We start from the raw sequence: 23337 nt of genomic DNA, 5'->3' as shown, positions 1-23337 counted from the left end.
GCGCTGAAGCATGGGCACGCAACCGCCCCTCGGGGAGCAGCCCTCGAAAGGCTTGCTCCCGATGAGTCCCTCATCGGCGTCGGCATGCCCCGGAACTACCCAGATGACAGTTTCCTGTCAATCCATTCGCCCCACGAAATAGAGAACGTGCGTTCAGCGCACCCCTGGCGCCATGCGTCGCCTCCATGCGGCGGGTGTCACACCATGCACGCGACGGAAGAGTCGGATGAAGTGCGTCACATCCGCGTAACCCACCCGGTCCGCGACGATGTCCACGCGCTCGTCGGTGTGGCGCAGCCGGCTGCGGGCCTCGGCCATCCGACACTCGAGAATCCACTCGCCCACGGTGCGGCCCGTCTCCTGGCGCACCACGCCCGCGACGTGTGGCGCCGAGCGGCCCAGCTCCTTCGCCACCTTCGCCAGGGACAGGGGCTCCAGGCAGTGGGTCTCGATGTACGTGAGCGCCCGGCGGCTGAGGCCCACGGAGGCGGGCTCGGTGAGGGCCTCGGGGGAGGCCATCCGCTCCAGCTCGATGAGCACCAGGCGCAGCAGGGACAGGCTCGCCTCTTCGTTGCCGCGCTCGTTCCGGGTCTGCTCCTCCTCCATCAGCCGCATCCAGCGCAGCAGGCGGCGGCGCTGCACGCTGGTGGGACGCAAGACGGGGTGGCAGCCCGCGCGCACGCGCAGCAGCGGCCCCAGGCGCGCCTCGCGCTCCTCGGCGTTCGCGGAGAGGGCCTCGGGATAGAAGCCCAGCCCCAGGCCCTGCGCGTCCGAGTGCTCATGGCCATGCGCATCTCCCGGTGGGATGAGGTGCACGTCGCCCGCGCGCAGCACCAGGTCCCCCGCGTGCCGCACGTGTGACTCGCCCTTCAACACCAGGACGATGGCGGCGTACGCGTGGACCCTGGCGCGGGGGGTGACTCGCAGGGGCGCCACGGGCCCCAGCGTGCCGACCCACGTGAGCCGCCGCTTCTCCTCGAAGTCCTGGCGCAGCGTGGAGGGGGGATGCACACAGGACTGCTCGGTGGACGCCATGGGGTCGTTCTCGTAGCGGTTGGCGGGGCCGGGCTCAAGCCGGCGTCAGGCCGGGTGCGCCAGGCCCAGGGCGTCCATGTTGAGCAGGTGGTTCAGCGTGTAGGCCGCCATCGCGCCCGCCGACGCGGCCACCAGGGCCCCTTGAAGGCGCGTGGTGAGGTCTCCGGCCGCGTAGATGCCGGGCACGGAGGTCTCCAGCGTCGGGCCCACCTTGACGAAGCCCAGCTCGTCGAGCGCGAGCCCCAGGCCCTGGACCAGCGCCGTCTGCTTCTGGGGCGGGTGCGCGAAGAGGTACTCCTGCGGCACGCGGGTGCCGTCCTCCAGCTCCACCGCCTCCAGGCGCTGGCCATCCTGGGTGGGGATGAGGCCGCGCACCTTGCCCTCGACGACGCGCACCTCGGCGCGGCGCAGGGACTCACGCTGCTCGGCGGTCAGCGCCAGATGGCCCTGGGTGTAGAGCGTGAGGTTGGAGGTCCAGCCCTTCAGGAAGAGGGCGAAGTCGACGTACGGGTGATGGGTGTTCTCCTGGGGGACGAGCACGCCCCAGCCCCGGTCCCGAATCTCCCAGCCGTGGCAGTACGGACACTGGAAGACGCTGTGCGCCCACAGCTCGCGGAAGCCGGGCTGGTCCGGCACCTGGTCCACCAGGCCCGTCGTCAGGAGCACCTTGCGGGCCTCGACGACCTGGCCGTCGCCCAGCGTCACCTGGAAGCGTGTCCCCTTGGGCTCGATGCGCTCGACGCGCACGTCGCGCACGTCGACGTCGTAGGGGCGCAGCTGCTCGCGGCCGATGGCGCGGAACTCCGCGGGGGGGATGCCGTCCCGGGTGACGAAGCCGTGCATGTGCTCCGCCCGCTCGTTGCGAGGAGCGCCCGCGTCGCACAGCAGCACCCGCTTGCGGCCCCGTCCCAGGATCAGCGCGGCACTCAGGCCCGCCGGGCCACCCCCCACAATCACCACGTCCTTCACCTGTGTGTCGTTCATGGTGAAGAACTAAACGGGAGCCCTCGCTCGCGGGAGAGCGCCGATTCAGGGCGAATCGGCGCATCGTCGGGTCGGCCCGGCTCCCCGGCCAGGCGTGCGGGTCAGCGCCTGCTGGCGTCGGGGGCGTTCGGGATGTGTCCCCGTGGACACCGGGCGTCCCGCATCCGCCGTGGTGGGTGGGGGCGAACACAGGGCACATCCCCCAAGACGTATGGCGTTCACCACTCCGCGGCGGCGTGCGCTTCCCGAGCGGACGACCTCATTCCTACAATCCTGGAGCGGGAGCTCGCTGGCCGGCGCGTGGCTCTCCACCCGGGAGGTACGCGATGCGGCCCGCGCTGCTAGCGTCGATGGCACTGCTCGCCTGTCTGGCGACGGGCTGCGCGTCGTCGGATGAGCCCCCTTGGGATGGGCGCTACACGCCGCTGGAGGAGCTCGGCGACTGGAGTGACTACGGGCCGCTGTCCGTCTGCGGCGTCGTCGAGAGCGGGGCCGCGTGCGGCAGCCTGGAGTCCTTCGACCTGTCCGGCTGTCGACGCCACACGCTGGAGCAGCTGGAGCGCATGGGGGTGTATCGCAGCCTGCTGCGCATCGATGCGCGCAACGGGGCTCCCGCGCGCTTCGTGCCCGTGGGCGGGGGCTTCAAGCTGAACGCGGCGGGGACGCCCGAGCAGGTGCAGGGCGCCAACGCCGTGGCGGGCGTCTGGGACGCGCGGACGCTGTTCATCGCCAGCCAGACGCCGGATGGGGGTCTGTTCACCTTCGCGGGCTGCAACGCGGTGAACCCTCGCGTCGTCACGGGGTGCTTCACGCGGTGCCGGGACGGGGTGCTGGTGGAGTCGGGGACGTTCCGCGCCGAGCGCGTCACGCGCTTCCAGGGCGAGCATGAAATCTCCGGCGGGATGCGGCTGGTGTCCGAGCGCGCGGTGGGCCTGGGTCCGGCCGTGGACGTGCAGCTCATCGACCGCCATGCGTATGTCATCTCGCAGGACCGGCGTGGGCGGCCGGGGGGGCTCACGGTGTTCGACGTGAGCGACCCGGCGGTGCCGCTGCGCGTGGCGGAGCTGAGCACGCCAGGGGACACGGACTGGCGGGGCGCGACGTTCAAGGGCGGGATGCTCTACGTCGCGAGCGCCAGCTCGGGGGTGGTGGTGCTCGACGTCTCCGTGCCCTCGGCGCCGGTGCTGGTGCGCCGCGTGTCCGCGAGGGCCTCGCCGGGAGTGTCGATGGTGAGCGTGGACCGGGACCGGCTGTATGCCGTGTCCACGGACGCGGCGGTGGGCACCTTGATGTTCGACATCAGCGAGCCCGCGGAGCCGCGCTTGCTGGAGCGCATCGTCTCCGGCATGCGCATGCCGGACCAGCCGTCCTCCCGGGGCCCGGTGAGCTACCAGGGCCGGCTGTATGTGAATCACCGGGGCGCGGGGCTGCAGGTCGTCGACGCGCGCGCGTCCTCGGGGGTCCGGGTGCTGGGGCACTACACGTATCCGTACGCCAACAGCCGAGCGAGCGCGGTGGGCACGTTCGGCGGGCGCATCGTGGCCTTCGAGAGCAGCCTGGGCATGGGGGCGCGGCTGCGCGCGCTGGATGTCAGCGAGCCGCGGCACATCGTGAAGATAGGGGAGTACGGCCTGCGCGCCGTGGTGTCCCCGCGAGCGATGGAGCTGAGGGGCTCGCGGCTGTACGTGACGTACCACCAGGAGGGGCTGCGCGTGCTGGACGTGAGCAACCCCACGAAGCCGCGCGAGGTGGCGTACTTCAACAGCTTCCGCGAGACGGACCCGGGACGCGGGGACTCGATGGAGGAAGGCGCCACCGGGCTCCAGGTGCCCGGGGATGGCCATGTCTATGTCGTGGATACGTCACGCGGACTGCTGGTGCTGACGGAGCCTCCGGGGGAGTGACGCCGCTCACACCTCGATGCGGTTGCGCCCGTTCGTCTTCGCGCGATTGAGCCGTGCGTCCGCGACGCGCAGCAGCGCCTCCATCGTCGCGCCGTCTCCTGGCGACTCCGCGATGCCCGCGCTCATCGTCACGCGGAACGACTCGCCGCCGTCGCCGTCGAAGGTCATCTCCGCCACCTCCGCCATCGTCCGCGACAGAATCGCCTTCGCGCTCGCCGCCGTCTCCCCGAGCAGCCCCACCACGAACTCCTCCCCTCCCCAGCGCCCGCGCACGTCCTCGCGCCGGAACCGCGCTCCCAACAGGCGCCCCAGCCGCGTCAGCACCCGGTCCCCCGCCAGGTGCCCGTACTTGTCGTTCACCCGCTTGAAGTGGTCCACGTCCAGGAAGCACAACGACAACGGCCGCTGCTGACGCTGCGCCTCCGACAGCCTGCTCCTCACCCCCTCGATGAACGGCCGCCGCAACATCAGCCCCGTCAGCGCGTCCCGCTCCGCCCGCTCGCGCGACAGCCGCGCCCGCTCCAGCCGCGCCTGCACCCGCGCCCGCAGCTCCTCCTTCAACACCGGCTTGGAGATGTAGTCGTCCGCCCCCGCCTGGAACGCCGCCAGCCGGAACTCCAACCCCAGGTGCGCGGTAATCAGCAACACCGGCAGCTCCTGCCACGCCGGCATCGACCTCAAAATCCGACACAGGTCGAAGCCGCTCGGCCCCGGCATCTGCACGTCCAACAGCAACAGGTCCGGCCGATGCTCCGCCAGCGCCTCCATCAACCGGTGCGCGTCCCCCAACCCCACCACCTCAATCTGTTCGCTCGCCAGCGCGTGCACCAGCGCGGCGATGGCCTCCGGGTCGTCGTCCACCACCAGCACCCGCGAGCGCTCCGGCCGCCGCGCCGCCACCATCCGCTCCGCCGCCGCCGCGAAGTCCGTCGCCGTGAAGGGCCTGGGCAGGAACAACGAGCCCCCCGCGTGCGCCGCCGCCACCCGGTCCTCCAACCCGCCCGACACCCCCGTGAACCCCAACGGCAACGAGCCCAGCCCCTCCGTCGAGCGCAGCTCGTGCGCCGCCTGGATGCCGCCCATCTCCCCACCCAGGTGCATGTGGATGAGCACGCCGTCCACCCACTGCCTGCGCGCCAACACCACCGCCTCGCCCGCCGTGCGCGCCGACAACACCCGCACCACGTGCGCGCGCCCCAGCCGCTGCGCCTCCTCGAGGACCGCCGGGTCCTCGTCCACCACCAACAACACCCCCTCCGTCGGCAACACCGCCGAGGGCCCCTCCTTGCGCGCCGGCGGCGTCACCTGCACGGACGCCGTCGCCGCCAGCTCCCGGAACGTCACGTCCACCAGGCCCCAGTCCCTCCCCGCCCGGAGCGCATCCTCCAGCCGCCCCGCCGCCAGGCTCACCTCCGTGAAGCCATAGCTGCCCGCCGTGCCATGCAGCTTGTGCGCGACGACGCCCGCCTCCTCCAACGCCGCCCCGTCCCCCGCGCGCGCCGCCGACAAGAGCGCCTCCAGCCCGCTCACCTTGTCCTTCAGCCGCGCGCCGTACTCCTGGTTGAGCGCCACCAGGCTCGCCGCCAGCTCGTCGCGCACCAGGTCCACGTCCGCCAGGGCCCGAGGCCCCGCCGGCGCCGGCGGCAACGCCTTGGTGAAGAGCTGATTCACCCAGAGGTACAGCTCGTCCGGCCGGTAGGGCTTGTGGATGATGCGCGCCACCTTGAGCTGACGCGTGAGCAGCTCGTGGCTCTTCAGGTCCTTCCAGAACGCCGACGCGAACAACACCGGCAGGTCCGGCTGCTGGCCGCGCAGCTCGCGGATGAAGTCCGCCCCCGTCACCCCCGGCAGCAAGCCGTCCACGATGGCCGCGTCCACCGGCACCTTCGCCAGCACCGCGCGCGCCTCCGCCGCCGTGCGCGCCGTCTCCACCCGGAAGCCCTTCTCCCGGAGGAAGGCGCACACCAGGCTCTGCAAGTCCTTGTCGTCCTCGAGGAACAGCAGCGTCTTCGCGTCGGTCATGAAACGGCCCTTGTCTCCAGCTCGCCGTCCTTGCCGGACAGCAACTCGTGCAGCAGCTCGCGCACCGAGGCCACCAGCTCCTCCTCCGACGAGCGCGCCTTGCTCAGGTGCCGCGTCATCCCCAACGTCAGCTGCCGCTGGTCCGCGCGCGACAGGTCCCGCCCCGTGAAGACGATGAGCGGCGTCGTGCGTCCCCGTCCCCGGCGCAGGATGTCCACCACCTCGAACCCGTCCAGCCCCGGCAGCCCCACGTCCAGCACGATGAGGTCCGGCGGCGTGCGCCGCGCCAGCTCCACCGCGCTCTCCCCATCCGCCGCCTCGAACACCTGCACCCGCCCCAGCCGCTCCAGCCTGGCGCAGATGACCCGCCGCGTGGCCACGTCGTCGTCCACCACCAGCACCCGCGCCTGCCCCGGTCGCCGCATCGCGTGGCGCAGCGCGCCGAGCAGCCCCGACTCCTCCAAGGGCTGCGACATCCAGTCCACCACCAGCGGCGTGCCCACGCCCTCGCCCTCCGACGAGCGCCCCGACAGCGCCACCACCGGCAGCGCCCGCGTGCGCGGCTGCTCCCGCAGCGAGCGCACCCAGTCCAGCGCCGGCCCATCCGGAATCCGCGTGTCCAGCACCACCGCGTCCGGCAGATCCGCCTCCAGCACCTTCTGCGCCTCCGCCAGGCTCACCGCCCGCACCACGCGGTAACCCTCTTGCGACAGCAACCCGCGCAGCAACGCGGACAGCTCCCCATCCGCCGTGGCCACCAGCACGTCGTGCCGGCTGGTGTCGCGCGCCGTCGCCGCCGCCACCACCGCCGGGTGCGAGCCCGACAGGGGCCTGGCGGCCTCCAGCGTGAAGGTGAAGGTGGAGCCCTTGCCCAGCGCGCTCAGCACCTCGATGCCGCCGCCGTGCTGGTTCATGATGGCCTGCGAGATGGCCAGCCCCAGGCCCGTGCCGCCCTTGGAGCGGGTGTCCGAGCCGTCCAGCTGCTGGAAGCGCGCGAACAGCCGGTCCTTCTGCTCCTCGGGGATGCCGGGCCCGGAGTCCACCACGCTGAAGCGCACGCGCCCCGGCACCTCCGGCAGCACGCGCACCACCACCTCCGCGCCGCCGGTGGAGAACTTCACCGCGTTGGAGACCAGGTTCGTGAGCACCTGGATGAGCCTGTCCCGGTCTCCGCGCACGCGGGGCGACTCCTCCACGTCCGCGCGCAGCACCACGCCCGCCGCGTCCGCCACGCCCCTCAGGCCGCTGAGCGTCGCCTCCACCAGCTCTCGCGCATCCAGCGAGGCGAGCTTCAGCTCCAGCATGCCCGCCTCCATCTTCTCCAGGTCGAGGATGTCGTTGATGAGGCGGATGAGCCGCTCCGTGTTCGAGCGGGCGATGCGCACCATCTCCAGCGCCGGCTCCGGCACCTCGCCGACGATGCCGCCCTCGAGCAACCCCAGCGAGCCGCGGATGGACGTCAGCGGCGTGCGCAGCTCGTGGCTCACCGTGGAGACGAACTCGTTCTTCATCCGCTCCACCTCCTTGCGCTCGGTGATGTCGCGCACGAAGGCGGTGAAGCGCGCGGGCCCCTCGCCCGGCACCCGCACCAGCGTCAGCTCCGCGGGGAACATGCTCCCGTCCGCGCGCAGGCACGGCGACTCCAGCCGCGTGGCCACGCCGGACGTCTCGCCCAGCGCGGCGGAGACCTCCTCGCGCTTGCCCGCGGGCAGCGAGGCCGGCAGCGCGAGCCCCAGGAACTCGCGCCCCACCGCCTGGGCCGCCGTGAGCCGGAAGACCTTCTCCGCCGTGGGGTTGAGCTCCAGCAGCCGCCCCGCCTCGTCGATGAGCAGGATGCCGTCCGGCGCCGCCTCCAGGATGGCCGCCTTGCGCGCCTGGGTGGTGCGCTGCGCCTCGCTCGCGGCGACGAGCTCCCGGCCGCGCTGCTCCACGCGCTCCTCCAGCGCCGCGTTGAGCGTGGCCAGCTCCCCGGACGCGCGCGACAGCCGCACCAGCACCACCACCACGTACGCTCCCAGGAGCAGCGACGCCGCGAAGAAGACGACGCGCGTGCGCTCGTTGGCCACCTGCGCCCGCTCGTGCAACTGGATGAAGGTGCCTACCAGCCGCTCCGCCTGCGCGCTGGCCGAGCGCTCCAACAGGGCCTGCATCGCGGCGTCCGCCCCTGGCTGCTCACCCCGGGCCTGGGCCGCCCGCGAGCGCTCCAGGAGCAGCCGGTTGTCCTCCAGCGCGCCCAGGTACGCGTCCAGCGACGAGGCCATCACCCGCGCCTCCTCCTCCGACAGGAAGGGCGGCACGTCGCGCAGCGACTCCGCGCGGGCCTTCAGCGCCGCGAAGGCCTGGGCGTGGGAGCCATGGCGCTCGGGCAGCCCCAGCCGCTCACGGAGCACGTCCTGCTCCAGCTCCGCGCTCGCCAGACGCAGCTGCTGCAGGCCCGTGCGGTACGCGTCGATGCGGGCGGTGCCCCAGGGGCGGCCCACCACGAACAGGGCGCACAGCACCAGCAGGGCCCCCACCGCGAGGGCGACGGAGCGCTTCGACAGGCGCGTGCCGCTCACTCCGGCACCAGCTTGCGAATCTCCTTGGGCAGCGTCATGGGGTCGAAGGGCTTGCTGATGACGCCCACCGCGCCGAGCCCCAGGTAGCGCTCCACCTCCTGCTTCTGGACCTTGGCGGTCATGAAGATGATGGGCGTGCTCGACGTGGCCGCCTGCTTGCGCAGCTCACCGAAGGTGGTGGGCCCGTCCATGCCCGGCATCATCACGTCCAGGAGGATGAGGTCCGGCAGCTCCTCGGCGGCCTTGGCGAGGGCCTCGGCGCCCGACGCGGCGAGCACCGTGTCCCACTTCCCCACCCGGCTCAGGCTCAGCCTCCCGATGGCGCGGATGTCCTCTTCGTCATCCACCAGCATCACCTTGCGAAGGGTCGTCATGGGGGCGGACCTCCTCTGGGGGGGTAAGGGTGTGCTAACCCACGTGCGGGGAACCTGGGGAGTGGACGTCTGTCCAGGGTTCCGCGTCGGGGATTCAACACCCGACGCCCGCGCATTCCCAGCCTCCCGGCGCCGGACGCCTAGCCGGTCGCCTTGCGCCGCCGCGCCGGACGGGCCTGCTTCACCGGGGCGGCCCGGGGCGGCATCACCGACACGACGGCGTTGACGACGCGCGACACCGCGCGCAGCTGCGAGGGCTCCAGCTCCCGGAGCTTGCGCGTCATGCGGCGCAGCTCCAGCGGGTCCTCGCGCTCCGGCTTGCGCGTCACGGGCGTCAGCGGAGCACCACCCCGGCCGACCCCCAGCAGCGTATCCGAGGAGACCTGGAGCACGTCACACAGCCGCTTGAGCGTCTGCGTGCGAGGCAACATCCGGCCACGCTCCAGCCGGCTGTAGACCTCCATGGCCATGCCGACGCGCTCGGCCACGTCGCTCTGGGTGAGGCCCAGCCGCAGGCGAGCGGTCCGCGCCGCCCCTCCCAGGATGGCCGCGAGCTTGTGGTCGACGGGCTCACGCATGATGGGGGCAGCGTCGCACGGCGCGCGGGGGAGGCAAGTTTCCCGTCCCCTCAGCGCCGCCGGAGCGCGAGCGCGCCCTGGACCACCTGCACCACGGCCCTGAGCGCCTCCGGCTCCAGCGCGCGCAAGGAGCGCAGCAGCCGCCGCAGCACGGGCGGGTCCTCCACGCGCGGGCCCACCGGTCCACGGACCGCCACGGGCGCGCCCTCCGACAACCCCAGCAGCGCGTTCGCGTCCATGCACAGCACCAGGCACAGCCTGCGCAGCGTGGTCACGCTGGGCAGCACGCGGCCGCGCTCCATGCGGCTGTAGACCTCCATGGCGATTCCCACGCGCTCCGCGACGTCCGCCTGGGTCAATCCCAACCGGGCCCGCGCCGCCTTCGCCGCCGTCCCCACGGTGATGGCCAGTTCCTCGTTCATGGTCCCCGCGCCTCTCGGGCAGTTTCCCTACCACATCGTCCGCGTCACACCCTACCTCATGAGAGGGACAGACTACCCAAAAAGGAGGCCGCCATGCTAATGACGTCAGGGGTTGACCAAGGTCATCCAGATTCGCTGTCGGGGTTTCGGATTCCCGAGTGGGATTCGACCTCGAAGGTCTCGGGTCTGGTGATGCCCTCATGGGTGGGGACAGACGGAGAGGATGGGACGATGAGCGACCTGGAGGCGATGCACCCGCTGCTGCTCCAACCGTCGGAGCAGCTGGGGGCCCTGCGCATCATCCGGAGGCTGGCGACCGGGGGTTACGGCGCCATCTTCCTGGCGGAGAGCGAGACGAAGGGCACGGTGGCGCTGAAGTTCGCGCTGGAGGGCCCCTCGGAGAACGACGAGGCGCGGGTGGACGCGCGCACGAAGCGGGAGGCCCGGCTGCTGATGCACCTGGCGCACCCCAACGTGGTGGAGCTCCTGGGCTACCGGCGCTGGCCGGACGCGCACCGCGGCTACCTGTACCTCATCATGGACTACGTGGAGGGGCCCACCCTGGCCAGGTGGGCCACCACGGAGAAGGCCACGCCGCGCCGGGCCGCGCAGGTGTTCGCGTCGCTGGCGCTCACGCTGGACGCCATCCACGGCGCGGGGGTGGTGCACCGCGACCTCAAGGGCAGCAACATCATCGTGCGCGCGTCGGACGGGGAGCCGGTGCTGGTGGACTTCGGCTCGGGGGACCATCCGTGCGCCCCGTCGCTGACGGAGGACCGGCTGCCCCCGGGCACGCCCAGCTACCGCAGCCCGGAGTCGCTGCGCTTCTGGATGGGGCCGCGCATCCCGGGGGCGCGCTACCGGTTCGCGCCCACCGATGACCTGTACTCGCTGGGGCTGGTGCTGCACGAGGTGCTCACGGGCACCTTCCCCTATCCGGCCCACCTGCCGCCGTCCGCGCTGCTGGCCAGCATCGAGTCGGCGCGGCTGCAGCTGCCGTCCGTGCTCAACCCGCGCGTGCCCCGGGTGCTGGACGGCATCGTGCTGCGGCTGCTCGACAAGCACGCGGGCGGACGGTTCCAGAGCGGCGCGGAGCTGTTCGGCGCGCTGAGCGCGGCGCTGGAGCTGGCGGACGACACGTGGGATTCGCCGCTGTTCCCGCCCCGGCCGCCGCACGAGGCCGTCACGGAGGAGGACGAGGCCCTGTTCGACGGGGACGAGGAGGGCCGGGAGGTGCGGCAGTGGATGCGCTGGCCGGACTGGCCGGGCGCCAGCTCCGCGTCGGGGTCCGCGCGCACGCCCTCCACCGAGCCGGTGGCCCCGCCGGTCGCTCCCTGGCGCTCCTGGCTGCGCCGGCGGCTGCACGTGCTCAAGGGCGCGCTCAAGCCCTGGCGCGGGCAGGACTAGGCATTCAACACCTGACGTCCAATGGTTGTCGTCCAACCTCGGATATTCCATCACGGCCGGCTTCGTGTTACCTGGAGCATCCTGTAGCGCCCAACTCACTTCCCAGGTTGAGAGGCAGGCCATGACGACGCCCGACACGACGACGGAGGATTCTCCCGGAGGACCGCGCCGGCCGCGGGTGCTGTTCAACGTGGGCGGCACGGTGTTCGAGTTCGTGCGCAAGCTGGAGGTGCGCTCCACCGGAGAGCTGCTGATGCTGGTGCGGCGACGCTACCGGGACGGGCAGAGCGGCCTGGTGGTGGTGAAGCGGCTGCGCAGCCCGGCCACCTTCGTGGAGCGGCGCAGGCTGGTGGAGGAGGTCAGCCTGACGTTCCGCTTCAAGCACCCCAACATCGCGCAGGTGCACCAGATGAAGGTGTACCGGGGCGCGCCCCACGTGGTGATGGAGTACGTGGAGGGGCGGTCGCTGGACACGCTCTTGAATCTGACGGCGATGCGGCGGCGGCCCGTGTCCCCCGCGCTGGCGGCGTTCGTGGTGGCGGAGGTGGCGGACGCGCTGCACCACGCGCACCTGGCGGTGGATGACTGGAACCGACCGCTGGGCATCGTGCACCGGGACGTGAGCCCCCGGAACATCCGGGTGGGGACGCATGGGGACGTGAAGCTGACGAACTTCACCGTGGCCTCGTCGCGGCTGGTGGGGCGGGAGGAGACCAGCCGGCCGCTGGTGAAGGGCGACGTGGCCTATGCGTCACCGGAGCTGCTCCTGCGCGCGCCGGGGGTGGATGCGCGCTCGGACCTGTTCTCGCTGGGGTTGGTGTTGCTGGAGCTGCTCACGGGGCGCCACCCGCTCGCGGTGGAGGACACGCCGCCGCCGCCATTGCCGGAGGGGCTGACGCTGGAGGCGCAGGGGCCCACCTGGATGCCGGTGGACGAGGTGGCCGCGCGGATGACGAGCCTGGAGCCGGAGATGGTGGCGCGGCTGGTCGCGGACGTGCCGGAGGGGCTGGCGGCGGTGGTGCTGCGCGCGCTGCGCAGGGCGCCGGAGGAGCGGTTCCAGACGGCGGAGGAGATGGGCTGCGTGCTGCGGGGATGGCTGAGCGTGCACGCACCCGGGTATGGGCGCCACGCGACGGCGGAGGAGATTTCGCGGGTGGCGATGGAGGCGACCAGCCGGCGCAACCAGGCGGAGCTGCTGGAGGGCGGGCTGCATCCGGAGGACCTGACGGCGGAGGAGGCGTCGGTGCCGCTGGAGCCGGGTGGGCGCGCGGAGGTGGATGCCGAGGGCTCGCTGGCGGAGGAGGCCGCGCGGGTGTTCGGGGTGCCGGGCAAGCGCGGGGTGACGCGCGCCCGGGTGGAGGAGCCCGCGCCTCGCGACGGAGAGGAGGCGTGGTGGACGTCCAGGGTCGAAGCGGAGTCGGTGGCCACGTCCATTCGGAGCGGGGCCGTGGACGCGCCGTGGCCGGAGGAGGACGTCACGCCTCCGGGCGGGAGCAAGCCGCTCGAGTCGGACGACGAGCCCGACGCGTCCTGAGCGCGTGGGGCTACATCCTCCCCGCGATGAGCATCGTCAGCACCAGCGCCGCGAGCACCGCCAGCACCACGCCCAGCACGCGCCACGCGGAGATGGGTGACTCGCCGAACACCACCTCCGCGTCCTGGCCATGCACCAGGACGCGGTACGGCTTGCCGCGATAGCGATACGCCAGCACATACACCGGCAGGGCCCACCGCGTGGTGCGCAGGCTCGACAGGACCACGGCCACGCGCACGTTCCGGTAGCGACGGCCGGGGATGTCTCCGCTCGACTGCACGTGATCGCTCGCGAGCCGCTCCACCGACTGGAACACCCGGCGCCTCGCCCCCGAGCGCGTCGCCTCGAAGCGCTCGACGCTGGCGTCCTCCGGCCCTCGCGCCTCACCCACCGCCTCGTCGAAGCGGTAGTGCGGCGTGAGCTTGTCGCACTCGTCCATCGTCAAGCCGCGCGACGCGGCGACCAGGATGTTGGAGAAGTCCAGGTGCGTCTGCCCCGCGTGGGGCGCCCAGTCCGAGCGCCGCGAGCCCGCGTCCGAGTCCGCCGTCCAGCTCACCTCGACGCCCGCCTTGAACACCCACGCGGGCCACCACATGGGCCGCATGGACTCCAGCGCCGCCTCCTCGGCCAGCCCCGACGGCCGGAAGAAGGCCTTGCGCCCCAGGAAGCGCGACAGCGCCTCGCCCGCCACCGACGGCTCCACCGAGAAGGGCAGCCACCCCTGCGCCTGCTCCACCGGGTCCACCGTCATCTCCACATGCGTCACCGCGCCGCAGTAGTCACACCGTGGCGCCCGCGCCTCCACCGAGTACTCCACCGACGCGCCACAGCTGTCACAGCGCACCACCCGCGCGCGCTCGACGACGGCCTCCTGCCTCGGTGGCTCCGGCGTCGCGAGGCCACACACCGGACAGCGCAGGTCATCCACCTCCAGCTCACACGCGCACCGCTCGCACGGCGACACGCTGACGGCCGCGCTCATCGGCCACCTCCCTGGAAGAAGAGCCACAGGCCCAGCACCCCCAGCAGGCCCACCACCACCGCCGCCATCACCTTCCACACGGACAGGGGCGCCTTCCCGTGCACCTCGCCCGTCTGTCCATTCACCAGCACGCGCAGGGGCTCCGCGTCGTCCGCGTAGCGCACCGCCAGCACCCAGACCGGCAACAGGCACACGTCCAACGACTCCCAATCCAGGTGGCTGTCGTGGCTCAACTCGCGATGCGAGTCCCCGGGCATCAGCGCCGCGAGCCTGTCCAACAGCCGCGCCGACACCTCCTCGCGCGCCTTCTCCAGGCACGCCTCGAACGTCAACGACGGCTCCTCCGCCACCCAGCCGGACACCAGCGCCGGCGTGTAGCGCGCGAGCCCTCGCAAATCGAACGGCTCCAGCGCCTCCAGCTCGTCGTTGTGCAAGCCATTGGACGCGGTGACGAGCACGTCCGCCACATAGCCGGAGACCTGGCCGCTCAACGGGCGCCACTCGGTGCGCGTCACCATGCGCGTGCGCGTCACCGTCTTGCCGTTCTCCGTCGTCGTGTAGCGCTCCTGCTCCTGGTAGTTCTCACCGATGGAGGCCTGGAACCGGGAGGTCGCCAGCGCGCTGTAGAGGTAGGCGGGCACATAGACGCCGTGCACGTCCCCCGGCTTCGCGTCGCGAATCCCCGAGCGACAGAAGCGGCTGCGCGAGCGCAGCCAGTGCGACACCTTCTCCCGCGCCGCCGCGTGGTTCAGCGAGAAGCCCAGCGCGAAGCGCGGCTCGGGCACCCCGGGCGTCGACGGGCGCTCCACCACGGAGGGCGCGGCGCAATACGGGCAGCGCGTGGTGCGCAGCGAGGGCTCCAACACCAGCATCGCGCCACACGACTGACACCCCAGCCGGAGCCTCGGCTCCGTCAGCGCCGCGGCCGGCTCCTCGTGCCCCAATGCCATCACCCCACTCCTTGTCGAGGCGAAGCGGACAGGCGCTCGCCCGCCCGCTCGCCGTGCGGACTTCTGCGCCACGACGATAGCCGGGTTGCCGGAGGCATTCCGCGTCATGACTGTATCCAGACGGAGGATTCCATCATGGCGAAGGACCCGCGACGACAGCCCGCCACCCAGCCCGCCGAGGACTTCTACGGGCGCCCCACCGGTCCCCGGGGCGAGCCCGCGCCCCGCGAGGAGCGTGAGCCGCCCCGCGTCCCGCCCTCCACGCCCGACGACGACGCGCCCGAGCGTCACGGACGCGCCCACCCCATCGACCCCGCCGAGCGCACGCCGGAGGCCATCCTGGACGACATCCCGGACGGCGACGGTCCCCGCAGCGACGCGGGCACCAATCCTCTTCCCGACCTCTACTGGACCGCCTTCCCGGGCAGCCTGGAGGAGGAGAAGGACTGACTTCACGGCCGGCCCGAGGGGGCTTTCCCGAACCCTCCAGGTCCCCTCGGGCCACGGCCTCTTCTCGATTGAGTGTCTGGCGACCCCGCGCGCAATCCCTCACGCCCCGTCTGGAATGTCAGCCCCTCCCTGTACTGTGTGCTCATTCGCCAGCACATCCAGGGGGAGGAAACTCCATGGCGGAAGTCCGTGAGCTGCCTCGTGTATCCGTGAACAAGCTGGGTGAGTACCTCACCGCCACCCCGGCTCGTCGCAAGCGCATCATCTACGACCAGAAGCACCCGCCCGAGCAGCAGTATCTGCGCTACCCGGAGGCGTCGCTCGCCATCACGGACTTCCTGTGTCGTGACCTGGACCCGGCCATCCTCCGCGAGCACCAGCGCCGCTTCGCGTGCAGCGTGCCTCAGTCGGAGTTCGAGGCGCAGCGGCTGCATCTGTGCTCGGAGGCGCTGGAGCGCTTCGCGGACCTGGTGCCGTGGCTGGGGCTGGAGGACACCATCATCAGCCCCGTGGGCGCCGAGCCTCCCGTGCTCGAGATGGCGGGGGTCACCATCAGCGTGCGGCCGGAGGTCGTCCTGCAGCGCATGGACCGACATGGCAATCCACGCGTGGGCCTGATGAAGCTCTACTTCTCCAAGCACCATCCGCTGGATGAGCGCTCCGGGCAGTACATCGGGACGATGCTGCAGCGCTTCGCCGAGCAGCACCTGTGTCAGCTGGGTCCGTCGGACCACCGGATGGTGCAGGTGGTGGACGTGTTCGCGGGCACCCTCTTCACCGCGCCCCGCGCGCATATCCGCCGACTCAGTGACGTGGTGCTCGCGTGTGAGGAAATCGCGGAGCGCTGGGCCGTCCACTGAACGAGCATTCGCTGCACGGCGTCCGCGCTCGGGAGCGTGGTGGAGGATTTCAGTGGGCTCGCGTGAGTCGTGAGACACGGTGAGTCATGTGAAACATGACGCTTCCCGGGTTTCCGGGCGGGGCCTACGCTCTGGCGTGCCGGTCGATTCGGCGACCGGCCTCACCCCTACGGGAGACGCATCATGAAGAGCCACAAGGTGAAGACTTTGAAGGAGCTGTTCGTGAAGGACCTCGCCCGCATCCACGGAGGCGATGGCAGCGCCACGTCCACCTCCTCCACCGAGACGCAGAGCACCTCGCCCCAGGTCTCCACCACGCAGGCCTGTTGCGAGGAGAAGAACGACCCCTGCTGCTAGAGCGCGGTCGTCCTTCGGTTCGCTGAAGCTCGCGCGTGTCTCCCTTGCTTGGGGGCACGCGCGTTTCGTTTCGCGGGGGCCCGTGTCGGGCCCTCCGGTCGGGGGGCGTGTCCGGTGCAGGGCGGCGCGGGTGTTGGCTCGTGGGAAGTCGGTGCGCGGGGCCGATGGGAAGCGGACACTCGGGTGGGTCCGCGTGGGTGTGGCGGGTTGGTGGAGCGCGGGGCCGTCACCAGCGTGCGCCGCATGGCGCATCGAGGCATGGACAACGGCAAGGATGAGGCGCGGGGGGCCGCCGCTCGGCCCGGGATGGAGACGGCTCGGCCGGCGGATGCGGCGCCGCCTGGGTCTCGTGAGCGGAGTGAGTCCGATGTGTCGGGCTGGAACCCCGCTCGGGATGAGGCGCCTTCGTCGCGGGAGGGACGCTATCACCGCGCCGCTTCGCTGCGCATGGCGCAGCCCCGGACGGCGGTGGAGGACCGCTCCGACGAGGCGTGGGCGAGCGGAGGTGTCCAGGGCGGACCCTATGGACGCGATGACCGGGATGACCGCTACGCCACGGGCGTGGGGCCTCGGGCGCGCATGGGGACGCAGGACCAGGAGCTTTCGCCCCAGCCCGCGGACTATCGGTCGTGGAACCGGGAGGGGTACGGCGGCGAGGAGTCGCGGATGCGTGGGGACGCGCCGCGCTCGGTCTCGGGTTGGCGGGCTCGCGAGGAGGCGCCGCTGCCGCTGGAGACGAGCACGCTCCATGAGCCGCCGCGCCGGAGCGAGGGACGCGCGTTCCACACGGGCGATGTCGACACGGAGCTGGGGCTCGCGCAGGAGACGCTCGAGTTCGAGGCGCGCTCGCACGTGAGCCGCCCGGGTGAGCGCGCTGGGAGCGGATGGCGTGACAGTCGCGACCTGGCCGCGCCGTCGCGTCGGCACTCCGACCCGGAGCGCGCAGAGGGTGGATGGCGCGGCGCTTCGCCCTCACGTCAGCACTCCGATTCGGAGGGTGGCGTGCGCGGCGGTCGCGACCTCTCCGCGCCTTCGCGGCAGCACTCCGATGAGGGCTGGCGCGAGGAGCGAGAGATGTCCGCGCGGTCGCGTGAGCGCTCCGGTGTGGTGCGTCCGGAGGAAGGCTCACGCGAGGGCCGTGAGGTGTCTTCGTCCTCGCGAGGAGGTTCTCGTTCGGAGCGCACGTCCTCGTCTTCGCGTGGCACGTCTGGCGTCGAGCGCTCGGAGCGCGCCTTCGTCGCGGACCACATCCGCGAGGACCGGAGCCAGGACTACCGCGCACCGCCGCTCGGCATGTCCAAGCGATGGCAGCGGGAGCCGCTGACGGCTCGCGACGTGATGACGCGCAACGTGCGCTCGGTGCGGCGTGACAGCCCGCTGCGCGAGGTGGCTCGCATCATGAAGGACGAGGACTGCGGCGTCGTCCCCATCGTCGACGAGCAGGACCGCCTGGTAGGGCTCGTCACGGACCGGGACCTCGCGCTGCGCGCCTTCGCCGGTGGCAATTCACCGGAGCAACTGCGTGCCGCGGACGTGATGACCGAGGACGTGGAGGCGGTGACGCTCGACGAGAGCCTGCATGGTCTCATCGACATCATGGCCCGCCGGCAGATTCGCCGGCTCCCCGTCATCGAGCGCGATGACCGGCTCGTCGGCATCATCTCGCTGGGAGACATCGCCCAGCGCGCCGACGCGGACGAGGAGCTGCAACACGCCCTGGAGCGAATCTCCGCGCGCCGCTCGTTCTGGACGCGGCTGCGCTGAAGTCACCTCGAGGAAGCGGAGCTCACGTCGCCATCAGTCGGCGGAGCTCCGCGTCCTCGACCCACCACACGCTGGACACGGGAATCACATAGAACCCCTGGTCCGCGAGCTCGAGGAGGACGGGCGGAACCCAGCCGTAGACGAGGCCGCCGTGGACCTCTGTGTAGTCGCCCTTCCACTCGCTGTCGTGCGCGAACCAGGTGTCCCAGCCGGGGATGTCGTAATCATCCAGATAGCCGTTTGACGGCTGCGTCGCCGCGCCACACAGGTCCGAGTCGAAGTGTGTCGCGAACACCCGCCCGCCCATCAAGTCTCCGAGCGGCGGCAGCGGCAGCTTCAGCCGCTCGAGCGCCCGGCGACGTCGCTCGACGATGAAGTCCACCGCCTCCGCGGGCACGGCGGGCGCGCTCAACAACTGGAACACCAGCGTGTCGCCGTCATGCCCGCAGACCGGCGGCATCAGCTCCACCGAGCGCGTCGTCACCCCGGCCCTGGCGGCCTCGGCGCGTGGCAGACACCACGCGATGGTCTCCGCCAGCCGCCGCTTGAATCCTGTCACCATGCGCGCCTCCTCCGTGCGTCAGGGCCAGTAGCGCTCGGCGGACTTCAGCGCGGCGCCATTGGAGCCGTGCCCGCCAATCACCAGCACCGAGCCATCATCGAGCAGGGTCGCCGTGTGTCCCGCGCGCGCCGTCGGCAGGGCGGGCCGGAGCACCCACTCGAGCTGGTTCGAGTCGAAGAGCTCCACCGTCGACAGCGAGTCATAGTCCGCCTCCGAGCCCCCCACCACCAGCACGTCCCCCGACTTCAGGGTCGTCGCCGTGTGCGCGAAGCGCGCGTCGAACATCGCGTCCATGGGAATCGGGGTGTTGCCGCTGCCCTCCTCGGTCGGAATCAACTCGGTCGAGGAGAGGGCGATGACGGAGCCCGCGCCATCCCCTCGCTTGCCGCCCGTGATGAGCAGCTGCGCGGCCGCCTCGCCCTGCCCTATCACCGCCGCGGCATGAGCGTGCCGAGGCTCCAGCAAGGGACCACCGGCGACGCTCCACCCCTCCCCTGGCGTGTACACGTCGTAGCTGCCCTCGGTCCGACTCGCGTTGTAGCCACCGACCGCGAAGACCCGGTTGAGCACCATCGTGACGGACAGGACGTTGCGCTCCGCGCGCATGGAGCCGCTCCCGGTCGACCAGGTCCCTCCGAACACCGCGTAGCGCGCCGAGTCGCCGAGGCCCGTCTCCCCGTTCGCCCCGCCTCCCATCACCAGGACCTCGTCCCCGTCCGGCAGGAGCACCGCCCCGTGGCTCGCGCGAGCCGATATCGGCAGGTCCGGTCGGGGTGAGGTGCCCGAGGCCGGGTCATAGAGTTCCACGCTCTTCGTCGGAGTGGCCCCCGCGCGGCCGCCCACCACCAGCACCTTCCCTCCGGAGATCAACGTGGCGGTGTGCTCACCCCGAGCCACCTGCAGGGGCGGCAGGCTCGTCCACGAGCCGCCATTCCGGGGGTCGTAGAGCTCCACCGAGGTGAGCGCTCCCGTCCCACTCGCGTTCGAGAACCCGCCCACCACCAGCACGCGCCCATCCGCCAGCAACGTCGCGGTGTGCCCCGTCCGCGCCGTGTTCGGCGTCCCCGCCGCGTCCCATCGGGGACGCCCCGCGTCGGGACCTCCGTCAGGGCCCGCGTCACCCGCGTCGGGGCCTCCGTCAGGGCCCGCATCACCCGCGTCGACACCTCCGTCGGGCCCCGCGTCCCCGGCGTCTCCTGCATCGTGGGCGCCCGCGTCCGCGTCACAAATCTCCGGGTGCTCCCGGCAGAAGCGCGAGGTCCGCTCCTCCACGTCGACGCACGAGACGACGGCCTGGAGGCCGAGCACACACGCCACCGCCACCACGAACCGCATCCCCGTCCTCACGGCCACCTCCCGGACACGAAGGCGGACGTCCCATCCGTCCCCACCGTCAGCGCCAGCGGTGCCCGCGGCGCCCCCAACAGGTACATCCCCGTCCCCACCCCCAGCCCCACCACGCCACCCACCAGCATCCCCACGCTCACCGACTGGAGCGACCGCGCACGCGACGCCACCTTCCGCGCATCGTCCCGGGAGCGGAGGTCCGGTGAGGGCTCATCCAGCTTCGACTCCTCCCGCGACGCCAACCACCACATCACCCCGCCCCCCGCCGCCAGCGCCCCGCCCACGGCCGCCGGAATCCACGCCCGCTCGCGCAGGGAGACGGCCCGCCCGGACAGCGCGCCGTCACCGCCAGGCAGCACCCGGTCCGAGTTCCCCGTCGCGGACTCGTCGTCCATGCGCGCACCCACGCCCTCCCCGTCCTCCTTCCTCAACGGCTCGGGCCGCTCACCCCGCGCCGCCAGCTCCGCGAGCACCTTCTGGCGCACCGCCTCGAAGCGCGTCCTCAGCTTCGGCGACACCGCCAGCGGCAGCTTCGCCTCCGGGTCCAGGAAGAGCGCCGCCTGGAACGCCGCGTCCGCCTCCTCCTTCCCGCGGCTCAGCTCCGCCAGCACCACGCCCTCGTAGAGCGACACCGCCACGTCGTCCTCGGGCCCCTTCGACACCTTCTTCGCCCGGGAGATCTGCTCCAGCGCCCGCTCGTGCTCCAGGTCCTCCACCAGCCGATGGATGGACAGCAGGTAGCGCTTCACGTCCGGGGACACCTCCGCCCTCGACCCGAACGGCAGCAGACACAACCCCAGCAACAGGACCCCGACCCCCACCCTGCGAGCCCAACCCACGCAAATCCTGCTCATTGAGATGGATTCCATTTCCAGGACATCCATGCTCGATTTCCCCGAGGGGTACAAGAGGCCCCATGGGCTCTCACGCCCCGGGAAAACGTCAAGGGCCCCGAGAGTCTCCACCGAGTGGAGACCCGCGAGGCCCTCGAGCCGAAGCCGTCACTCGCGCGCGCGTCACCGCGCGCCGGACGTCACCGCACGCCCGTCACCACCACCGCGTCCGTCGTCTCCGTCACGGTGAACTTCTTCAGGGGCAACGTCGCGGGCCCTCTCGTCACCGCACCCTGCAGCGTGAAGGTCGAGTTGTGGCAGAAGCAGATGTAGTCCTGCTCGGCCTGACGCGCGGACACCTCGCAGGCCTGGTGCGTGCACAGCGCGTCCACCGCGGACAGCGAGCCATCCGAGGCGCGGGCGATGAAGATCTTCTTCCCGTAGCCGCCAGGGACGCCCTCCACGAAGCTGCCGTTGTCCTTGAGCGTGGGGAACTGCGAGAAGGGCAGCCGCACCTCGCCGTTCACCGCCGAGGGGAAGCCGCCCTGACCCGCGCGCAGCTCGATGGTCAGCTCGCGGTTGCCCGGGTTGTACGTGGAGGCGAACTTGCGCAGGCCCACCGTGGCCGGCCGCTGCGTCACCGCGCCGTCGATGGGGTTGAACTTGGACAGGTGGCACGGGCACACCACCTCACGCCCGTCGAAGCCGAGCGGGCACGCGGCATGGGTGCACAGGTTGGACAGCACGGAGAAGGTGTCCTGCCCGGAGTGCGTCACCAGCAGGTCCGTCTCCTCGCCCGCCACGCGCAGCGTGATCGCGCCGCCCACGCGCTCCAGGTCCGGATAGCGCGAGACCTGCAGCGTCACCACGCCCGCGTCGCTGGCCGTCACGTCCGTCACCGGCGCCGGGTCGATGTCCGGCGCGCAGCCCGGCAGCGCCGTCGCGGCCGCGCCCGCCGCGCTCGTTCCGAGGATGCCCTTCAGGAAGCCACGTCGCGACGTGCTCACGTCCCCTCCACCACGAAGACCAGCTTGGGCTCCAGCACCAGCTTGTCGTCCACCTTCACCATGAGCAGCGACGGGCGCTCGATCTTGAACTGCTCCAGGCTGACGGTGAACGAGCCCTCCGTCGTCACCTCCGTGGCGGACTTGAACAGCACCGTCACCGGCACCTCCACGCCCTGCTTCTCCCCGTGGAAGAGCAGCTGGCCCTTGAGCGTCACCTGCACCTTCGAGGGGAAGGTCGCGGGCAGCTTCACCCCCGTCGCCACGCCCTTGAAGTCGACGATGGGGTGCTTGGCCACCTCCGTCACCTCCCACATGTGCTGGTCGCGGTTGGCGTTGCCGGAGTCGAAGTCCTTGATGTTGGCGCGCACGGCCACCTGCAGCGTGCCGTCCGCCTTCAGCAGGGCCTTGCCGTCGCTGGGCTTCGCGGTGCCGACCACCTCGTGCGCGGGGTGGTGCAGCTTGTAGGTGAGCGTGCTGGCGTCCTTCTTGAGCGCGTACGTCTTGGCCCCCCCCTGGGCCAGGGCGGGCACGGAGAGCAGCAGGGTGGTGAGCAGCGCGAGTCGTCGAACGGTCATGTCCGTCTCCAGGAGATGCAGAGGTCGTCCCTCCGAGGCCAACGGCGCCCGGGGGGAAAGATTCAGAAGAAGAGGGTGAAGATGCCGGCCGTGACGGCCCCGAGCGTGGTGTAGCCGACCACCTGGTGCGCGGTGGCCAGGTCCGTCTCCGACAGCCGGCCGAAGCGGTCCGTGGCCATGATGCCGAGGATGATCTGCGCGATCATCCCCGCGGTGGCCAGGGACATGAAGAGCTTGTGGAAGGAGATGGTGTCCCACTCGGCGTTCTGCTTCTCGAAGGGCTCCGGGGCGAGCAGGCCCAAGAGGCCCACCGAGGCGAAGACCACCGAGGTCCCCACGGCGAAGCCGCGGTGGAGCCCCAGCAGGTTGCGGTCATCGCCGCCGCCGCGGAACGAGTCGTTGAACTGGAGCTGGCCAATCACCGTGGTGGTGACCAGGCCCGCGGCCAGCGCGAAGCCCAGGCCCTGGTGCAGCTTGAGCATGGTGCGGCGCCGGTCCAGGCGCTTCTGCAGCTCCGGGTCCACCTGGGCGGCGGCGACGTCCTCGGCGGGCTCCAGCAGGTCGAAGTCCAGCGAGGGGTCCTCCGCCGGAGCGGCCTGCTCCTCGGCGGGGGCCTGCTTCGTGGGCGCGTCCTTCGCGGGCGGGGACTTCTTCTGTTGGGCCTGGGCGGTGGTGGTGGACAGCAGCGACAGGATGACGAGGACGGCGGCGAGGCGGTTCATCAGTGGGTATCCGTGAGGGGCTCGTGGCGGAGGGGCGGACAGGTGCGGCAGGGGTGCCGGGGGCCTGCTTCCATCATGCCGACGTGACTCACGAAGAACCCGGAACCGAT

At 71.6% G+C, this 23337-nt stretch carries 22 protein-coding genes; 7 read left to right on the top strand and 15 right to left on the bottom strand.

From position 1 onward, the window contains the following. Positions 1-153 precede the first annotated feature (153 nt). Together VZQ01_RS20345 and VZQ01_RS20340 are read right to left on the bottom strand one after the other, a co-directional pair. Positions 154-1035, bottom strand: coding sequence for an AraC family transcriptional regulator (locus VZQ01_RS20345; RefSeq protein ID WP_141332502.1), 882 nt, complete (start codon positions 1033-1035; stop codon positions 154-156). 45 nt (positions 1036-1080) lie between these two features. Next, positions 1081-2019, bottom strand: coding sequence for an NAD(P)/FAD-dependent oxidoreductase (locus VZQ01_RS20340; RefSeq protein ID WP_426748729.1), 939 nt, complete (start codon positions 2017-2019; stop codon positions 1081-1083). 326 nt (positions 2020-2345) lie between these two features. Between VZQ01_RS20340 and VZQ01_RS20335 the strand changes: the two genes are divergently transcribed. Then, positions 2346-3923 carry an LVIVD repeat-containing protein gene (locus tag VZQ01_RS20335; RefSeq protein ID WP_426748728.1) on the top strand — a complete coding sequence of 526 codons (1578 nt, stop codon included), beginning with the start codon at positions 2346-2348 and terminating at the stop codon, positions 3921-3923. 6 nt (positions 3924-3929) lie between these two features. Here the strand turns inward: VZQ01_RS20335 and VZQ01_RS20330 are convergent, their stop codons facing one another. The 5 genes from VZQ01_RS20330 to VZQ01_RS20310 form a co-directional block, all read right to left on the bottom strand. Continuing rightward, on the bottom strand, positions 3930-5945 hold the full coding sequence (locus tag VZQ01_RS20330) for a response regulator (protein WP_426748727.1): 2016 nt from the start codon (positions 5943-5945) through the stop codon (positions 3930-3932). Continuing rightward, on the bottom strand, positions 5942-8503 hold the full coding sequence (locus tag VZQ01_RS20325) for an ATP-binding protein (RefSeq protein WP_426748726.1): 2562 nt from the start codon (positions 8501-8503) through the stop codon (positions 5942-5944). The genes VZQ01_RS20330 and VZQ01_RS20325 overlap by 4 nt, the downstream gene beginning before the upstream one ends. After that, positions 8500-8877: a response regulator gene (locus VZQ01_RS20320; RefSeq protein ID WP_426748725.1), complete on the bottom strand. Its 378-nt coding sequence runs from the start codon at positions 8875-8877 to the stop codon at positions 8500-8502. Before VZQ01_RS20320 ends, VZQ01_RS20325 begins: the two co-directional genes overlap by 4 nt. Before the next feature lie 140 nt (positions 8878-9017). Then, positions 9018-9455 carry a helix-turn-helix domain-containing protein gene (locus VZQ01_RS20315; protein WP_141332397.1) on the bottom strand — a complete coding sequence of 146 codons (438 nt, stop codon included), beginning with the start codon at positions 9453-9455 and terminating at the stop codon, positions 9018-9020. 50 nt (positions 9456-9505) lie between these two features. Beyond that, positions 9506-9877 carry a helix-turn-helix transcriptional regulator gene (locus VZQ01_RS20310; RefSeq protein WP_223751000.1) on the bottom strand — a complete coding sequence of 124 codons (372 nt, stop codon included), beginning with the start codon at positions 9875-9877 and terminating at the stop codon, positions 9506-9508. 231 nt (positions 9878-10108) lie between these two features. Between VZQ01_RS20310 and VZQ01_RS20305 the strand changes: the two genes are divergently transcribed. Continuing rightward, positions 10109-11284, top strand: a complete 1176-nt coding sequence (locus VZQ01_RS20305; protein WP_426748724.1) for a serine/threonine-protein kinase — start codon at positions 10109-10111, stop codon at positions 11282-11284. Positions 11285-11405: 121 nt separating this feature from the next. Then, entirely contained in the window at positions 11406-12818 is a 1413-nt protein-coding gene (locus VZQ01_RS20300; protein WP_426748723.1) for a serine/threonine-protein kinase, read from the top strand. Positions 12819-12828: 10 nt separating this feature from the next. On the opposite strand, the gene VZQ01_RS20295 is transcribed toward VZQ01_RS20300, so the two are convergent. Continuing rightward, entirely contained in the window at positions 12829-13800 is a 972-nt protein-coding gene (locus tag VZQ01_RS20295; protein ID WP_426748722.1) for a zinc ribbon domain-containing protein, read from the bottom strand. After that, complete coding sequence (locus tag VZQ01_RS20290) at positions 13797-14750, bottom strand: TFIIB-type zinc ribbon-containing protein (RefSeq protein WP_426748721.1); 954 nt, start codon at positions 14748-14750, stop codon at positions 13797-13799. The genes VZQ01_RS20295 and VZQ01_RS20290 overlap by 4 nt, the downstream gene beginning before the upstream one ends. Before the next feature lie 135 nt (positions 14751-14885). On the opposite strand from VZQ01_RS20290, the gene VZQ01_RS20285 reads away from it, so the two are divergent. From VZQ01_RS20285 to VZQ01_RS20270, 4 genes are all read left to right on the top strand, one after another. Further along, on the top strand, positions 14886-15200 hold the full coding sequence (locus VZQ01_RS20285; RefSeq protein ID WP_223750996.1) for a hypothetical protein: 315 nt from the start codon (positions 14886-14888) through the stop codon (positions 15198-15200). Between the two features lie 176 nt (positions 15201-15376). Beyond that, positions 15377-16060 (top strand): hypothetical protein, encoded by a 684-nt coding sequence (locus tag VZQ01_RS20280; RefSeq protein WP_141332498.1) that lies wholly within the window; start codon positions 15377-15379, stop codon positions 16058-16060. A 183-nt stretch (positions 16061-16243) separates the two neighbouring features. Beyond that, complete coding sequence (locus tag VZQ01_RS20275) at positions 16244-16417, top strand: hypothetical protein (RefSeq protein ID WP_170300510.1); 174 nt, start codon at positions 16244-16246, stop codon at positions 16415-16417. A gap of 183 nt (positions 16418-16600) precedes the next feature. Beyond that, complete coding sequence (locus tag VZQ01_RS20270) at positions 16601-18181, top strand: CBS domain-containing protein (RefSeq protein ID WP_426748720.1); 1581 nt, start codon at positions 16601-16603, stop codon at positions 18179-18181. 22 nt (positions 18182-18203) lie between these two features. Here VZQ01_RS20270 and VZQ01_RS20265 read toward each other — a convergent pair whose 3' ends face one another. From VZQ01_RS20265 to VZQ01_RS20240, 6 genes are all read right to left on the bottom strand, one after another. Then, a complete protein-coding gene (locus tag VZQ01_RS20265; protein ID WP_223750994.1) occupies positions 18204-18743 on the bottom strand; it encodes a hypothetical protein in 540 nt (179 codons plus the stop codon). An 18-nt stretch (positions 18744-18761) separates the two neighbouring features. Then, positions 18762-20090 carry a Kelch repeat-containing protein gene (locus tag VZQ01_RS20260; protein WP_223750993.1) on the bottom strand — a complete coding sequence of 443 codons (1329 nt, stop codon included), beginning with the start codon at positions 20088-20090 and terminating at the stop codon, positions 18762-18764. After that, complete coding sequence (locus VZQ01_RS20255; RefSeq protein ID WP_223784156.1) at positions 20087-20944, bottom strand: hypothetical protein; 858 nt, start codon at positions 20942-20944, stop codon at positions 20087-20089. The genes VZQ01_RS20260 and VZQ01_RS20255 overlap by 4 nt, the downstream gene beginning before the upstream one ends. A 179-nt stretch (positions 20945-21123) precedes the next feature. Then, positions 21124-21930 (bottom strand): Rieske 2Fe-2S domain-containing protein, encoded by an 807-nt coding sequence (locus VZQ01_RS20250; RefSeq protein ID WP_223784157.1) that lies wholly within the window; start codon positions 21928-21930, stop codon positions 21124-21126. Then, the gene (locus tag VZQ01_RS20245; RefSeq protein WP_223750990.1) at positions 21927-22505 is read right to left on the bottom strand and encodes a YceI family protein; all 579 of its coding nucleotides are present in this window, start codon (positions 22503-22505) and stop codon (positions 21927-21929) included. The genes VZQ01_RS20250 and VZQ01_RS20245 overlap by 4 nt, the downstream gene beginning before the upstream one ends. Before the next feature lie 62 nt (positions 22506-22567). Continuing rightward, positions 22568-23227, bottom strand: a complete 660-nt coding sequence (locus VZQ01_RS20240; RefSeq protein WP_223750989.1) for a hypothetical protein — start codon at positions 23225-23227, stop codon at positions 22568-22570. Positions 23228-23337: the final 110 nt, after the last annotated feature.

The sequence above is a fragment of the Myxococcus faecalis genome, assembly GCF_050039385.1.
Lineage (GTDB): Bacteria > Myxococcota > Myxococcia > Myxococcales > Myxococcaceae > Myxococcus > Myxococcus fulvus.
Note: the sequence above shows the minus strand (reverse complement) of the source record. Positions and strands in the feature narration are given on the sequence as shown.